12 protein-coding genes and 1 pseudogene are annotated in these 15,534 nt (G+C 26.0%); 8 read left to right on the forward strand and 5 right to left on the reverse strand.

Annotation, left to right across the window (positions count from 1 at the left end; genetic code table 11):
• Nucleotides 1-2: 2 nt before the first annotated feature.
• Together QQM35_RS11090 and QQM35_RS11095 are read left to right on the forward strand one after the other, a co-directional pair.
• Nucleotides 3-677 (forward strand): annotated as a pseudogene (locus tag QQM35_RS11090) (IS6 family transposase).
• A 159-nt stretch (nt 678-836) separates the two neighbouring features.
• Nucleotides 837-1,013: a hypothetical protein gene (locus QQM35_RS11095; RefSeq protein WP_251520941.1), complete on the forward strand. Its 177-nt coding sequence runs from the start codon at nt 837-839 to the stop codon at nt 1,011-1,013.
• 145 nt (nt 1,014-1,158) lie between these two features.
• On the opposite strand, the gene QQM35_RS11470 is transcribed toward QQM35_RS11095, so the two are convergent.
• The 4 genes from QQM35_RS11470 to QQM35_RS11110 all read right to left on the reverse strand — a co-directional run bounded on the left by QQM35_RS11470 (nt 1,159) and on the right by QQM35_RS11110 (nt 5,999).
• Nucleotides 1,159-1,890, reverse strand: coding sequence for an ABC transporter permease (locus QQM35_RS11470; protein ID WP_353047301.1), 732 nt, complete (start codon nt 1,888-1,890; stop codon nt 1,159-1,161).
• The gene (locus tag QQM35_RS11100; protein WP_251520938.1) at nt 1,887-2,723 is read right to left on the reverse strand and encodes an ABC transporter ATP-binding protein; all 837 of its coding nucleotides are present in this window, start codon (nt 2,721-2,723) and stop codon (nt 1,887-1,889) included. The genes QQM35_RS11470 and QQM35_RS11100 overlap by 4 nt, the downstream gene beginning before the upstream one ends.
• A gap of 15 nt (nt 2,724-2,738) precedes the next feature.
• Complete coding sequence (locus QQM35_RS11105) at nt 2,739-5,708, reverse strand: type 2 lanthipeptide synthetase LanM family protein (protein WP_342610599.1); 2,970 nt, start codon at nt 5,706-5,708, stop codon at nt 2,739-2,741.
• A gap of 99 nt (nt 5,709-5,807) precedes the next feature.
• Entirely contained in the window at nt 5,808-5,999 is a 192-nt protein-coding gene (locus QQM35_RS11110) for a plantaricin C family lantibiotic (RefSeq protein ID WP_342610600.1), read from the reverse strand.
• A gap of 137 nt (nt 6,000-6,136) precedes the next feature.
• Here QQM35_RS11110 and QQM35_RS11115 point away from each other — a divergent pair, with 137 nt between their 5' ends.
• The 3 genes from QQM35_RS11115 to QQM35_RS11125 all read left to right on the forward strand — a co-directional run bounded on the left by QQM35_RS11115 (nt 6,137) and on the right by QQM35_RS11125 (nt 10,278).
• Nucleotides 6,137-6,283: a class II lanthipeptide, LchA2/BrtA2 family gene (locus QQM35_RS11115; RefSeq protein WP_342610601.1), complete on the forward strand. Its 147-nt coding sequence runs from the start codon at nt 6,137-6,139 to the stop codon at nt 6,281-6,283.
• 77 nt (nt 6,284-6,360) lie between these two features.
• The gene (gene lanM, locus QQM35_RS11120; RefSeq protein ID WP_342610602.1) at nt 6,361-8,955 is read left to right on the forward strand and encodes a type 2 lanthipeptide synthetase LanM; all 2,595 of its coding nucleotides are present in this window, start codon (nt 6,361-6,363) and stop codon (nt 8,953-8,955) included.
• A gap of 12 nt (nt 8,956-8,967) precedes the next feature.
• Nucleotides 8,968-10,278 carry a S8 family peptidase gene (locus QQM35_RS11125; protein WP_342610603.1) on the forward strand — a complete coding sequence of 437 codons (1,311 nt, stop codon included), beginning with the start codon at nt 8,968-8,970 and terminating at the stop codon, nt 10,276-10,278.
• Between the two features lie 621 nt (nt 10,279-10,899).
• On the opposite strand, the gene QQM35_RS11130 is transcribed toward QQM35_RS11125, so the two are convergent.
• On the reverse strand, nt 10,900-12,615 hold the full coding sequence (locus tag QQM35_RS11130) for an ABC transporter ATP-binding protein (RefSeq protein WP_342610604.1): 1,716 nt from the start codon (nt 12,613-12,615) through the stop codon (nt 10,900-10,902).
• A 329-nt stretch (nt 12,616-12,944) separates the two neighbouring features.
• On the opposite strand from QQM35_RS11130, the gene QQM35_RS11135 reads away from it, so the two are divergent.
• From QQM35_RS11135 to QQM35_RS11145, 3 genes are all read left to right on the forward strand, one after another.
• Nucleotides 12,945-13,610 carry a response regulator transcription factor gene (locus QQM35_RS11135; RefSeq protein ID WP_342610605.1) on the forward strand — a complete coding sequence of 222 codons (666 nt, stop codon included), beginning with the start codon at nt 12,945-12,947 and terminating at the stop codon, nt 13,608-13,610.
• A 5-nt stretch (nt 13,611-13,615) separates the two neighbouring features.
• Entirely contained in the window at nt 13,616-14,617 is a 1,002-nt protein-coding gene (locus QQM35_RS11140; protein ID WP_342610606.1) for a hypothetical protein, read from the forward strand.
• Nucleotides 14,618-14,692: 75 nt separating this feature from the next.
• Nucleotides 14,693-15,517 carry a class I SAM-dependent methyltransferase gene (locus QQM35_RS11145; RefSeq protein WP_342610607.1) on the forward strand — a complete coding sequence of 275 codons (825 nt, stop codon included), beginning with the start codon at nt 14,693-14,695 and terminating at the stop codon, nt 15,515-15,517.
• Nucleotides 15,518-15,534 lie beyond the last annotated feature (17 nt).

The following is a 15,534-nucleotide window of genomic DNA, read 5'->3' on the forward strand; positions in this document are numbered from 1 at the left end:
GTATGAACTATTTCAGATATAAACAATTTAACAAGGATGTTATCACTGTAGCCGTTGGCTACTATCTAAGATATGCATTGAGTTATCGTGATATATCTGAAATATTAAGGGAACGTGGTGTAAACGTTCATCATTCAACGGTCTACCGTTGGGTTCAAGAATATGCCCCAATTTTATATCAAATTTGGAAGAAAAAGCATAAAAAAGCTTATTACAAATGGCGTATTGATGAGACGTACATCAAAATAAAAGGAAAATAGAGCTATTTATATCGTGCCATTGATGCAGAGGGACATACATTAGATATTTGCTTGCGTAAGCAACGAGATAATCATTCAGCATATGCGTTTATCAAACGTCTCATTAAACAATTTGGTAAACTTCAAAAGGTAATTACAGATCAGGCACCTTCAACGAAGGTAGCAATGGCTAAAGTAATTAAAGCTTTTAAACTTAAACCTGACTGTCATTGTACATCGAAATATCTGAATAACCTCATTGAGCAAAATCACCGTCATATTAAAGTAAGAAAGACAAGGTATCAAAGTATCAATACAGCAAAGAATACTTTAAAAGGTATTGAATGTATTTACGCTCTATATAAAAAGAACCGCAGGTCTCTTCAGATCTACGGATTTTCGCCATGCCACGAAATTAGCATCATGCTAGCAAGTTAAGCGAACACTGACATGATATATTAGTGGTTAGCTATATTTTTTTACTTTGCAACAGAACCAAAAATAACTAATGTTTATTTTGTTGTAAAGTGGGTTTTAATTATAGTAAAATATATATAAAATCATAACATACTATGATTTTATAAGGAGGTTTTTTACTTGGATATAGTTTTGACAATTGTAGGTATAGGGGCATTTCTTTTTGCAATGCTAGCATTGGGTTTTTGGATAATGCCATTTTTTTCTAATGGGAATAAAAGTTCTACAACTATTAATGTTTTTGCTGTATTGGCTATTATTTGTGTTGTAATTTTAATAGTAGGATCTAATCTTTAATATATTTAAATTGCTAATAGTACAAAATATTTCTGAACTAGATAGACTGTAATATTTTGTTGAATTTATTTATACCCCCAATTTCAGTTTGAATTGAAATTGGGGGATAGTATTAAAATACTGCTTTATTAAATATTAGAAAAAATCAAATTTTTTTATGAGTAAATGATTTATAGGACATAGCTAATAAAATTAAAAATAATATTATGAAAACAAGAGAACCTATCATAATCGTGAACATCACATTAGGATAATATAGATTAGAATTAATAAATAGTAGACCTAATCTATAACTAAATGTTGTTGGAATAATATATGAAAATGGAGCAGCTAAAAATATCATAGATATCATAGAAATAATTATACCACTTACAATTGAAACAATTATATTTTTAGTTAAATTGATTATTGCTATACTCAAAAAATTAACAAGTAATATTATCATTAAGTTTACTGTCAAAAAAGAACTTGTAATTGCTATTAATTCAAATATATCAGCTCCATTGAATATATAAAAAACTAAAATAATCATTAAATTGATTATAGTATAGAATAATGATAGTAACAGTGCGACAATTCCTTTAGAAAAAAAGAGTAAGTTAATATTAGTGCTATATGAAAACCAATTAGTAAATGTATTATTTTTATATTCAATATAATACACTGATGAAGCGATAATACAACTAATAATAGGTAGAAGCATAAAATATTGATTATAAAATCTAAAATAGAATCCATCTGACAATGATAGGTTCCTATCATTAATTGCAAAGTTTGCAAAATTCATCCCAAAAGGAATTAGCATTAAGATTAGGATAACTATTAAAAATTTTTCACTCTTAATTTTTATGAATTCATTTTTTATAAAAGTAATCATTTTAAATACACCTCTGCGGCTTGGATTGTCATGATTTGTAAATATAGTTCTTCTAAACTTAACTTTTTCACTTTGCTATCTAAATTACTTAAATATTGATAATCGCCTATAATATGATAGCTATTACCATCAAAAATTATTGAAAGTTCTCCTTGAAATGATTGTTTGTTTGCAAAGTTTAAAGGTAACTCTTCACATTTTAAACAAGCATAAAATGCATGCTTATTTTTAATATTAGCTATAATTTTCCCATTGTTTATAAATACAAAAACATCGGTGAATTCTTCAATTTCTTTTAGTATATGACTAGAAATAATAGTTGTTCGATCATTTGTGTTTACATAATTAGAGATAATATCTCTAATATCTCTAATGCCACTTGGATCAAGTCCATTTGAAGGTTCATCTAACAAAATGGTTTTAGGATAATCCATCAGAGCTCTTCCTATACCTAGTCTTTGTTTCATTCCCATAGATAAAGTTTTGAATTTTTTTGATGTGTCTTCTTGAAGTCCCACCATTTTTAAGAATTGTAATATGTTATCTGATTGATTTTTTTTATAACTAGCATGAAGTTTTAAATTATCATAGCAGCTTAAATTGTCATAAAAAGCTGGATGTTCAATTAAATGACCAATATTATTTCTACTATATGTGTTATTAATATTGCCAGAATACTTTACTACATTAATCATAGATTTAAATAGAGTTGTTTTCCCAGCTCCATTAGGACCAAGAAGTCCGTATACTTTACCATTTTCAAATGTATAAGAAATATTTTTTAAAATTTGTTGATGCTTTGTGGAAACTGAAAGATTTTCTACTTGAATCAAAATGTAACACATCCTTTAAATTTCTAATCTTAAAATATTGGGAATATTGTCTTTTAACATGTACATTAACCCATAAGAAATACCAGATAATCCAGTCATCAAACTAAAATTCTGTATTTTTGGCACACCTATGCCGCATTGTAAGTCTTCTACTGTTTTCTCCCGTAATATATCATATAGTATATGATTCAACTTTTCTTTCTCTATAAAATTTGTGAGAATTATAGCATTTCCTAAATCTCCATGACACAAACATTGCGTTCTAGAAAAACCTTGTGCCAGTATTTCTTTTACTATTTTTATATTATCATGTTTATCATTATAATTCATTGATTTATTTAACAATATCCCAGGCGATCCGTAACACCATGCAAATGGAGCTTCTTCGTTTTTATTATGATTTACCCACAAATCTCCTTTACGAAAGCTTTTTTCAAAGTTGTCTGCTTTTTTTATTAATTGTTGTATTTTAGAAGAATATTCAATTTTTTCTAAATATAGTTTTAATGCATAACAAACTCCAGAATTTCCATGAGCAAAACCTGTTAAATGTTGATTGTTTACAAATTCCCAAGTTATTTTGTTAGTACTTATTTCTACTTTATTCTTGTAAAGACGATTTACACAAATTTTAATTGCATCATATAAAATATCTTTGTATACATCTGTCTCTATATAAGTATATAAATTGATTAGCACAGTAAGTATTCCAGCATTACCACTAATGAAATCGTTTGTGTTATCTTCATTTAATTTATCTTTAAATAAATTAATTATACGGATGCATTCGTCTAGATAGTGTGTTCTTAAAGTGCATTTGTAAAGTAAACCGCATAAGTAAACATAAGAGAAAACTCCTTCAAACGCACCGATTGGTAAATTACTATTCTCAATGGTGTAATTTCTAATATTATTTATTATATTTTCTGTTTTAATTAAATAATCATTATTTTCAGAATATAAGTATAAGGAATAATAATAAAAAGCCATACCACATAATCCATCATATAAATTTTCTGTCATAATGATGTCATGATATGTTTTTTTACTACCTGTTCCATAGAGCATACCTGAATTCCAGCTGTAAGTATTTTTATATTTTATTTGATGATTAGTGATTTTAGACTCAATTTCGTTAATAATAGAATCGAAGCACTCCTTTTTAAATTTTTTTTGTGAATTTGAGTTCAAAATAAAATCATAATTTTTTATGTTATAATTTCGTTCTTTATCTTCATTAATCAAAGTACTTCTCAACATAGAATTTTCTATAAATGTTAGTTGCTTTTCTTTATCAACATTAGACAAAAACTTGAGTTTTTTTTGAATACTGTCAAAAGCACTAGTGTTAAAATAATTTTCATACTTTGTTAAGCTATGATGAATTATAGTTTTACTATTAATATTATAGGAAAAATATGGTACATTGCTATGAATCATATCTTTAAATTCTTCATTAACTAATTTGTTTTTTTCTTGAAATAACTGACTAGCTATAAAAAAATCACGGAGCGCTATATTCTGCATTATCATTGGATGATAGCTTAAATTTATTAGATTAGCATAAAACATTGTGGGTTTATTTATATGACGTAAGAAAAGATTGGTAGAATCTTTGTCTATTAATTTTAGTATGTTTTTCTTTTCTTTTAAAATAAATTCATAGGCAATAGAAAACCCTCTCTTTATATCGGATGTGTATAATTCAGAATTAACATACTTACCTTCAACTTTCGGGTGGTTTTTAGATGAGTCTATATTAATATATTCACTCACAACTTCTATATTTGAAGTACCAATATTTTTCATTTTAGGCACCTTAATAGAAGATTGAGTCTCGCCTTTTTTTCCTATAGCACTTACATCAGAAGACTCATTATCCCCAAAAATAAATGGAAGAATCCCAGTAGATTTTACAGAAGAAGATAATAAATATCTATTAACATCTGTTGCATCAGTAAATTTTTTTAGTTTCCTATTTCCAATTAGACTTTCTAAATCTATAAGAACAGGATGTTTCCCACATGCAATCAGATTATCAGCATGAAAGTCTGTTGCGTCAAATAAATATAAAAAAGCAAGTATAACACCTAATTCATGATAAAAGTTAGACACATCATCTTTGTCATCACACTCTTTATAGTTAATGCCTTTAACCCAAAAATAACCATTTCTAATTATATTTTCTGTAGTTTTTAATTCATGATTTGTTTTATTATTGAAAAAAGATAATAAATTAGAAAATAATAAATCAATGTTACCATTTCTTGGTTTATAAAATATAGATTCTTTTTCGTATTTACATTGTATAACCATCTTACCTTGATTATGTAAATCTCCTTGAGCAAGATTTATAGATTTTAAATTTTTATGTGAAATTCCAAATTTTTCTGAAAGTAATGACATATCATTTGAGAAGTTCTTGAAAAATTCCAAAATATTTTTATGTAGTTGTAGCAAATAGTTTTCAAGATTTTGAACTAAACTATGGTAATTTTTGACAAAATCTATTAAATTTTCATTATATTGAAAGTTTCTCAAATATTCTTTAAATTGATCTTCTTTACTAGTACTGTGAAATAAATTTTGAGATTTTTTCTTGTTTATATCATATACAACAGTTCTGTATGTAAACTTCATAAGCATTAATGAAAGTTGATCAAGTATACCATTATTAATTTTTTTAGCTTGTTCAACATTTTTGGCTATATTATTTTCGATATAAGTTGTGTAATTTATGTTATTACAATAAATAATGTAGTCTGTTATTACATTCATTCCCTTTTGAGAAGGAAATGAGTCAAAATCCAATCTTTCATATTTTTCAAAGTTAATTTTTTTTTGAAAAGGAGATTTATTGGGTAAATAATACTTTGTTTCAAATTCCCCAAAACTTATCCCAAAAAATTCTTTCGTAATAGTATTTAATTTCGACTCATCTGTATCTGAAACAAATTGGCTTATAATATTTTTCAAATTACTCATTAGAAATTCTCCTTATTAATAAGATATTAATATTTCAAAGTTAATATTAATATTGAAAAGGTACTAAAAGGTTTAACCTTTTAGTACCCCCCATAGATTTTAACAACCAAAACAAGTGTGAGTTGGGCAAACTGAACATTCCCAAGTAATTGACTTGTGTTTCCCGTCATTATCATTAGTGAATTCTCTTGGTTGTGAATCTCCACCAAAGATATTTTCTAAACTACCATTTTCAAGTTCATTAGCGAAGTTACCTGCAGATTCAAAAAGTTCTAGTTCTTGTCTACTCATTAAAAATCAGCTCCTTCTCTTATTGAATTTGTTTAAATTTTGAAAATATGTTATTCTTAAAGTGTAAAATCACTTCCCTAAGTAGTATATTACATGTAAATATGTTAATAATCAATAACAATGTGGAGGTTTTTCTGATGAAAAAAATTACAATTCAAGATCTCGAAAAAATTTCAAAAGGTTCTGAGTCTTCACCAAGAGTTACTCCAACTGTTCCTGTTTCAATTGCAGCTTGCCCAACAACAAAATGTGCATCTGTAGTTAAACCTTGTCCAGGAAAATAATTTCTGAGCGTTTTTAAATACTAAAAGCATTAGCCCTCCCTTCATGACTAGGGGGGGTTTTTGAGGAGAGAGCATAGATGGAAGAGATTATCAAATATATTTATGATTCATATTATAAACATATATACCAACAAAAAGTGTCCGATATTAAAAAAAATTATGAAAAAGATATAAACAAAACACTTTACATAAATATAGAAAAAAATTTGATTAATTTAATTCAACAGAACTCTTGGAAACACTTAATTTTAGAATATCGAGAGAAATATGAAGAATCAATCAAATCAACAAAATCTGATCAGCTCATTAATACTTATATTAAAAATTATTTGAAGAGTTTGAGTGATTCTTCTCCGTTAATTCAACAATTGAACAATAGAGTTTCTTTTTATTTAGATTACGTTTATGAAATTATAAAAAATTTTCATTATGATAAAGCTGATTTATCTAATTTTCTCGAGGTTGGTGAGTTACGAAATATACAAATAGAAATGGGAGATTCTCATAATAAGGGTAAAACTGTAGCTATTATTCATTTAGAGACAGATGACAAGATATTATATAAACCAAAAAGTTTAAAACCTGATTTGTTTTATTTTGAAATTCTTGACTTTTATGATAAATTCTTGAAATTTAAGCCGTATATACCATTTATAATAGATAGAGAGACATACGGATGGCAAGAGTATATAGAAAATGACCCCGTTAAATGTCAAAAGGAAATAGAAGACTATTACTATGACCTAGGTATACAAAGTCAGGTGCTTTATTTTTTAAATGCTAGTGATATGCATTACGAAAATATTATTTCTAAGGGGAAAAACCCTGTTTTTATTGATTTAGAGACTATTTTACAGCCAAGTATTCAAAAAATGAAGTTGTCAGACACATCTTACCCATTTTTAGAGTCAATTTTACATACATTATTATTTGACTATTCTAATCATAATGATGACATACGATTTTTAGGAGGAACTACAAATCAATCATATACGGATAATATTGTATCTACTACAATACACAGAAACAATGATGCTATAAACGTAATAGAAGAAATCTCTAACGAAGAAAAAAAATCAATGAATATTCCACAAGATAAAAATGGAGATTACCATGAAATCTATAATGGAATAGATTCTTTTCTTGCAGGATTTTCTGACTCATACAATATAACTATAGATAATAAACTTCATTTAGTTAATTTAATTGATCAAATGAACTTAAATGTAAGAAGTGTCTTAAGACCAACATATGTATACGCTAAATATATAGAGTTTTTCAAACAATTAGAAAGTGAAGACGGTATATTTGAGTTATTAGCTGATAGTATCAAAGGATATAAGAATAATGAAGATATAGCTAATATAGAATTAATTAACTTATTAAATTTGGATGTACCAACTTTTCAAGTTAATATCCATTCTAAAAACTTGTACTCTGCACAAGGTGATATTATTATTCAAAGCTTCTTTGAAGAATCTTCTCTAGAAAAAGTCTCTAAAAAAATAAGAAGTGCTAATATTGAAGATATGAAAAAACAATGCAAAATTATGAAAAATTCAATTGATGCATACAGAGAAAATATTGATAATTCTAATAACTATTCTATTAGAAAAAGAAAAGAAATTACTACGTTGAAACACGAAATGAACTCATTAAAAGAAGAAATACTATCTCCTCATCTGTTAAATTTGAAATATGATTCTTTTGGAAATGCAATATTTGCTCCTATCACATATGATTTATATTATGGATTAGCCGGAATTATATTAACATTACTTGAATATAACCAATGTAACCCTTCTTTTTTAAATTTAGATGTAATCAATAAGTTCAATAAAAAAATTTTTAATTTATATAAACTTGATTATGAAAATAACTTTTCCATATATCACGGCCGTTTTTCTTATTTCAAATATATTTATTTAATTAATAAATATTTTCAATATAACGTTGCTTTTTCTGAAGAATTAGAATTATTATTGAATGATTATATTAATTATCTTAATGAAGAGAAAAATGCCCCATTAGATTATTTGGGCGGTGTTAGTGGAGTACTATCTTTATTAGTTGATTTCTACGAATACTATGATTTAGATTTTTTAAATAAATATATTATAGAACTTAAAAGTATATTGCTTGAAAGATTTGATTTGAAAAATTATACAATTGGATTAGCACACGGATTAAGTGGAATAGCGTTAGCTTTAACCAAATGTAATAATATAATAAAAGATTCTAATATATCATTTGTTGTAAATAATATACTGATTAAAGAAAACAAAATATATTTCATTGAAAAAGAAAAAATTCCTGTAGTCTGGTGTAACGGAATTTCTGGTATGGTACTCGCAAGAAATAAAATACGAGGTAAAAGTGAAAAATCGCCTTCTTTACTTCTTAAAACATTAGAAAAGCAATTAAAAAGTAATTATTTATTATCAGGTAATTCTCAATCGGTTTGTCATGGTAGTCATGGTAATTCACTAGTTTTAAAAGCTTTAAATAATGATTTCAATGACTCGAAAGAAATCTTTGCTACCTTAGAGTTTGAATGGACTTCTGGTTTTGAATATCCTAATGAAAATTATTCTTTATTTTTGGGAAAAACTGGTCAACTTTTAAACTTGATACATCCTGATCACATGTTAATAAACGACTTGTTAATTTAAATAACAAAAGAGGTGTGCAAAATTTTACATGTTTGGAATGCTAAAAAAAATGATTCTAAGAAAAATTATTTTACAATATTAAACAAAGATATCAAAGATTATTTATATACAAAAAAAAACTTAATTAGTTATGATTTAGATCTTATATGTGAAATCCCTGAAATTTTTGTGACACAAGTATATGGAACAAGATCAAATTTACTAAAATTCTACTATGATACTAAGTTTAGGATTAGCGATTCTCAATCTATAGTAAACCTAAATACTTCAATTTCAGAAAAAAATAACATTCCATATTCAAAATCTATCCAATGGGATGTAAAAAAAACAACCAATAATTATTATACTCATTCCATGAGTATGGGTAGTCATGATTATTGTGTAGCGCTTGTTGATTCAGGAATAGATGTAGATCATCCAGATTTGAAAGAGAATATCTTATCTACAGTCAATATGGTTCCAAAATATGGTTTTCGTGGAAAAGAACCGGATGAAAATGGAAATATTAATTATATGGTCGATAAATTAAATCACGGAACTCAAGTTGCTGGGCAAATTTGTGGTACTGGGAATATAACCAGTATAGCTCCAAATTTGGGGATAAAAGTGTACAGAATTTTTGGTGGAAAATCTGCTGATAATATTTGGATAATGAAAGCTATTATTCGGGCAACAAATGATGGAGTAGATGTAATAAACTTAAGCTTAGGTTCTTATATTGTCCGTGAACCTCATAAAAAAAATGGTGAAATGTTATCAAATAGAGACTTGGAAATACAAGCCTTTCAAAAAGCTGTAGATTATGCTGAAAGTAAAGGGGTAATTGTTATTGGAGCATTAGGCAATGATGGTATAAATATTGATAAAAGGAAAAGTTTCTTGAATTCTGTTGTGAAGAAAGAAAATATAACTCATTTTGAATCGTCATCTTCAATATTTGATATCCCCTCTCAATTAAAAAATGTAATAGGAGTGGCTTCTTCAAATGCTAATGGCCAGTTGGCTTCTTATTCAAATTATAGTAAAACAGACTTAGATGTATTAGCATATGCTGGAGATACTACACTTTTAGATAAATATGGAAAAGAAAAATGGATGAATAATAAAATGATTATGGATGATTGGGTATTAACTACCTCCGAAAAAGGAAGTCATAGGTTTACTACTGGTAATTCATTGGCATCTGGGAAAGTTGCAGCATGCATTGCAGTAATGAATGAATACTTTAACATACGCAAAGACCCAGAATTAACAAGATATATATTGAAAAAACAAGATAATTACATATTAAATCTTTACACTTTATTACAAACTAAAATTTAGAACAGGAAGGTAATAAAAATACTATTTTCTAAGCTACTAATTTCTTAAATTCTATAGGAGATAAGTAGCTAATTTTTGTTAAATTTCAAATTTACTAAAATTTTCGACAATATCTATTATAATACTATTAGAGATTTTGATTTCTCTATTTACGTGTAATTTTTTTACATTGTTTGTGGTTTTCATAGGAAATATAAAGGTACATAATTAATACCTATTATAAATAACTCCAATACGGAGTTATTTCTTGAAGTTTTTTGTAATAGATTGTTTATTTTGTAATATATACTACCTGCTTTGTTAGACACATTAGATTTAACTCTATAATTATGCTCATTACCTTACAACTATTTTTTTATTTTTGTGATTAACTTTCTTATCACGATATTTGCCTCATGCTAAAATTACTTTTCGATATCCCTAAATATAACTATATTTATAATCAATTACTTTAACTTCTTCAACACTTTTCTATAGTAATATTGTTTATCCATTTGTTGATAAAATCTATAATGTATTATGAATTCAACGAAAATGTTTTTATTTTACTTGCACAAATTGAAGTCCATTCACTTATAACCTTGAAGTTGTTTATAGCAAATTATTAAAATAATATAAAAGTCATCGTAATCGTTGATTATATACAAAAGAAGAATATTTAGAATGTGTCTTTATTAATTTTTCATGGGTTCCAATTCCAGTTATCTTTCCTTTATCTAAGAATATTATTTGATCCGCTTTTTTAATCGTAGATAATCTATGAGCAATAATTATAGTCGTTCTATTATACATTAACTTTTCTAAAGAGGACTGAATTTTTTTTTCACTTTCACTATCCAAACTAGAGGTTGCTTCATCTAAAAGTAAAATATTAGGTTGTTTAATAAAGTTTCTAACAATATCAATTCGTTGTTTTTGTCCTCCAGATAATTTTTCCCCTCTTTCTCCCACTAAAGTATTATAACTTTCTTCAAACTCACTTATAAATTCGTGTGCATTAGCCATCTTAGAATAATATATTATATCATTTGTTTCCATATCTTTTTCATTACCATATAAAATATTATTAGTAATGGTGCCATTCATCATTGGATTATTTTGTGTAACGTACCCAATATTCTTTCTCCAATTTTTAAGGTTGAATTCATCGATTCCTTTATCTCCATATAATATTTCGCCACTTTGAACACTATAAAACCGTTCAATAAGATGAAAAATCGTAGATTTACCTGACCCAGATGGTCCTACTATTGCTGTTGTCGAATTATTGCGAGCAGTAAAGCTAACATTTTCTAAAACTGGAGATTGATTATATGCAAACGTAACATTATCAAAAATTAGATGCTTATTTTTTTCAAAACTCAGTCCATTATCTTTTACATCTTCAGTTTTCTCTTTTAATATATCATGAATTCTACTACTAGCTCCTACCGCTTTTTTATAATCTGTTACTAGTGTAGATACATTTACTAATGGCATACTCATTTGAAAAACATAAAATATCATAGTAACTAATGTCCCGGCACTTATACTGCCACTAGAGATTTTTAATCCTCCAAATCCTAAAATAATTCCTACTGTTAGTAATAAAATTAAGCTAGATAAGGGTTGAATTACAGACGTAATCTTAGCTTGTTTTAAACCTAATTGAAAAATATGTAATAAGTTGGTGTGTGCATTTTTCAACTCTTCTTTTTCAGTACTAGAAACCTTCACTAATTTTATTTCAGTCAATACCCTACCAAGTAATCCAGTAAAATTAGCTATTTCATTCTGAGTATTTATTGATATTTTTTGCATTGCTTTTCCTAATGGAATAACTACAAGTGCATATATAGGAAAAATAACTAAAGTAACTAATGTCATTTGCCAATCTAAAATAAAAAGCATAACAAGAGAACCAATTATACTTATTAATGAAGGGAAAAAATTAGGAAGTTTATAAGATAGGAAAAAGTTTATAACTTTTGTATCATCTGTTATTCTACTCATAATATTTCCACTTTCATTTTTATCGAAAAAACTTACCTTTAGATATATAATTTTTTTCCATATCAAACTTCTAATAGAATATATAACGATTTCTCCGACTTTATTAAGTATATATAAGCCAATCCCATTTAAAATAGCATTAAATACAAACAAGAAAATAAAGGCAAATATAAATTGAGTGCTAACATTTCCTTCTTTCAAATTATCTACAACATTTCCAGTAAAGACTGGTATTAACAAACCACTTAAACTTCCTAAAATAGATATAAATAAAGATATACTAATTAATAATTTTGGCCATTTGATTTTGCTCAATAAATATACTAATTCATTATTAGATTTCATCTTATTAACCTCAAATCTCTTTATAATATTAACAAATGACTTTAGTTATATTTTACTATTATGTTAAAATTTCATCAAATTCATCACTTTTTAATTTTTTTTTATTAAAATAAGTTAGTAAGGAGGATTTTATGATTGCTTCACTATTTATTTTAATTGCTATGTTTTTTTTACTTTTATCAATTATTGCTTTTATGTTTGAAGTATTAAATCATTATATAGAAAAGAATAAGAAAATTAAATGGAAAAAATCTTTAGTATATTTTATTATATATGCATTTTTTCTTGTGATAGGACTAATTATTTTCAATGCATAGGATGTGAGATGTATGCTTTACAAGCATATTTTAGTAGTCGAAGATGATAAAGATATTGCTAAAAATATTGCTAACATTTTAAAACAAGAGGGGTTTGTAGTTACCATAAAAATTGATGGAAAAGATTTAGATGAAGATATTTTAATATACGATTTAATACTCATGGACATTATGCTCCCTTATCAAGATGGGATAACACTTTCAAATAAAATTAAAAAGCTACATAATGTTCCAATTTTATTTTTAACAGCACGTCACGATATAGATACAAAACTATCTAGCCTTGAACTAGGAGAGGATTATTTATCTAAGCCTTTTGATCCATTAGAACTAATAGCTCGAATAAATAATATAATAAAAACTCACTATGGACCTCCTAGTTATAAAATTTCTCATTTGACTATAAATTCTCAAGAAAAAAGAATATTTATTGAGAATACAGAAATAACTTTAACCAAAAAAGAAAATGACCTTTTCTTTTATTTTTTTGAAAATAAAAATCGCAACTTACAAAAAGAACAAATAATTAATTACCTATGGCCATGGGGAGAAGCCACAGATGGTATTTTAACAGTTTATATAAAAAGGTTACGAGAGAAACTAAAAGATTACGATGCTAAAATTATAACTAATGTCTATGGTATTGGATATAGACTGAATACTTTAGAAAATGAGTGATAAAAATGACATTAAAAACCAAGTATATTATATTTGCTATTATTTCTACTATCTTCGCTCCCCTATTTTTTATATTAATTAATAATATTTCTTTTTTTATTTATAAAAAAATATTTTCAGAAAATATTAACAATTTTGAAAATAAAATAATTATTTTTGATAATTATTTTCTTTTGTTATTAATGATTATTGTAACAATTTTATATGGAGCTAACTTCATAAAAAAGATTAGTATCAATATAATAAATATTAAAAACACTGTACAAACATTGACTTACAAAGATAATTTACCACACCATTTAAAAACAAATAACGGAATAAGTAGTGAATTTAATGCATTAGCCTTATCTATTAATAATTTGATAGATAGGCTACGGTATAAAGAACTGACTTTAAAAAAATATAATAGTCAACAAGAAAATTATTTAAAACAACTTTCTCACGATATAAACACACCATTAACTTCTCTTAAACTTGAAATATTCCAAATTTCAAAAGAATATAGCATTAATGAAAAAAATGTAAATGATTTATATAAAAAAATTGATTATATTAGTACTTTAACCTCACAAATAAAACCGGAACAAATAAATAAAATTAATGATTTCTATGTATTCAAACAAAAAATTAATATTGTTCCACTTGTTGAAAATACTATTCAAAAATGGCAGTATTTGTTTTCTAAAAAAAACATTAAAATAAATATAAATATTTTACACAATGAAGTTTTTTGGATCGGTGAGGAGTTATGGTTTGAACGCCTTTTTGATAATATAATTTCTAATATATATCACCACTCCAAAACACCATCAGTAAACATATACCTGTCACAACAGATTATAATTGAGGAGTTCGGTATCGGATACAATGTCAATGAACTTACAAAAAAAGGATCCGGTTTATCAATAATATCTGAAATTAGCCAATTGTTTTCTATTAAAACTGACATCAATTCTAACTCAAACGGAACTATTTATAAATTGATTCAACAGAATAACAATTTTTAGACTTACTTTTTTGTTTATGAATCATTTTTACTATAAAATAAAAGTAACATTTAAAAATAGAAAGAAGGTAAAATTTTGAATAATTTATTAAAACATTTATACTCTCCTTCTCCTTTTGAGAATAGTAAAAATAATATTTGGACAGATTCATCATTTTCCTCATTTGTATTTAATTCTTATTTCAAGACGGAAATTTATGGGGGAAGTAAGGGGCATGATTTTGTTCGTAAGGTATCACTATTTATTAGCAATAAATTTCCTTCTAGTCACTATAAAAATCTTTTAGATTTAGGATGCGGTCCAGGTTTATATGCTGTGGCTCTTTCATCCCAAGGATATAATGTTACAGGAATTGATTATTCAACAAGTGCTATACAATATGCTATTAAAAATTCTAAAAATAGGTATGTACAATATTATCAAGATGATATCCTATCTTTCCAATTAAATCGTACATTTAATATTTGTACTATAATTTATCAAACTTATTCTACTTTTTCCTACGAAAATCGTCGTAAACTACTTAAAAATATTTACAAACACTTAGATGACAATGGTCTTTTAATCTTTGATGTCCCTAGTATTCACTATTACAATCAACTTTCACCTATAAATATTTGGGAATATCGCTCTCATGATAATCCTATAACTTCATCAGAACATCTTGCGCTTTATTCTTTAGAAAAATATTCTGATAATATTATATTAAATAAATCTATTTATATTTTCAAAGATAATACGATTAAAAAATTTTATGATTGGATGAAATGCTTTGATAAGAATACTATTTCAAAAGAAATAAGTGACTTATTTCAAATCGAACATTATTTTTCTGATATTGATGGTACACCCCTTTCAAATGATAGTAATAATTTAACTATAATTGGTAGAAAACTTTAATATTTTACAAATTATTC

This window comes from Staphylococcus hsinchuensis (genome assembly GCF_038789205.1).
Lineage (GTDB): Bacteria > Bacillota > Bacilli > Staphylococcales > Staphylococcaceae > Staphylococcus > Staphylococcus hsinchuensis.

Excerpts from the sequence above, each read along its gene's own strand:
- QQM35_RS11105 (WP_342610599.1), bottom strand. The coding sequence starts at position 5,708 with ATGAGTAATTTGAAAAATATTATAAGCCAATTTGTTTCAGATACAGAT.
- QQM35_RS11135 (WP_342610605.1), top strand. The coding sequence starts at position 12,945 with ATGCTTTACAAGCATATTTTAGTAGTCGAAGATGATAAAGATATTGCT.
- QQM35_RS11115 (WP_342610601.1), top strand. The coding sequence starts at position 6,137 with ATGAAAAAAATTACAATTCAAGATCTCGAAAAAATTTCAAAAGGTTCT.
- QQM35_RS11110 (WP_342610600.1), bottom strand. The coding sequence starts at position 5,999 with ATGAGTAGACAAGAACTAGAACTTTTTGAATCTGCAGGTAACTTCGCT.
- QQM35_RS11140 (WP_342610606.1), top strand. The coding sequence starts at position 13,616 with ATGACATTAAAAACCAAGTATATTATATTTGCTATTATTTCTACTATC.
- lanM (WP_342610602.1), top strand. The coding sequence starts at position 6,361 with ATGGAAGAGATTATCAAATATATTTATGATTCATATTATAAACATATA.
- QQM35_RS11130 (WP_342610604.1), bottom strand. The coding sequence starts at position 12,615 with ATGAAATCTAATAATGAATTAGTATATTTATTGAGCAAAATCAAATGG.
- QQM35_RS11470 (WP_353047301.1), bottom strand. The coding sequence starts at position 1,890 with ATGATTACTTTTATAAAAAATGAATTCATAAAAATTAAGAGTGAAAAA.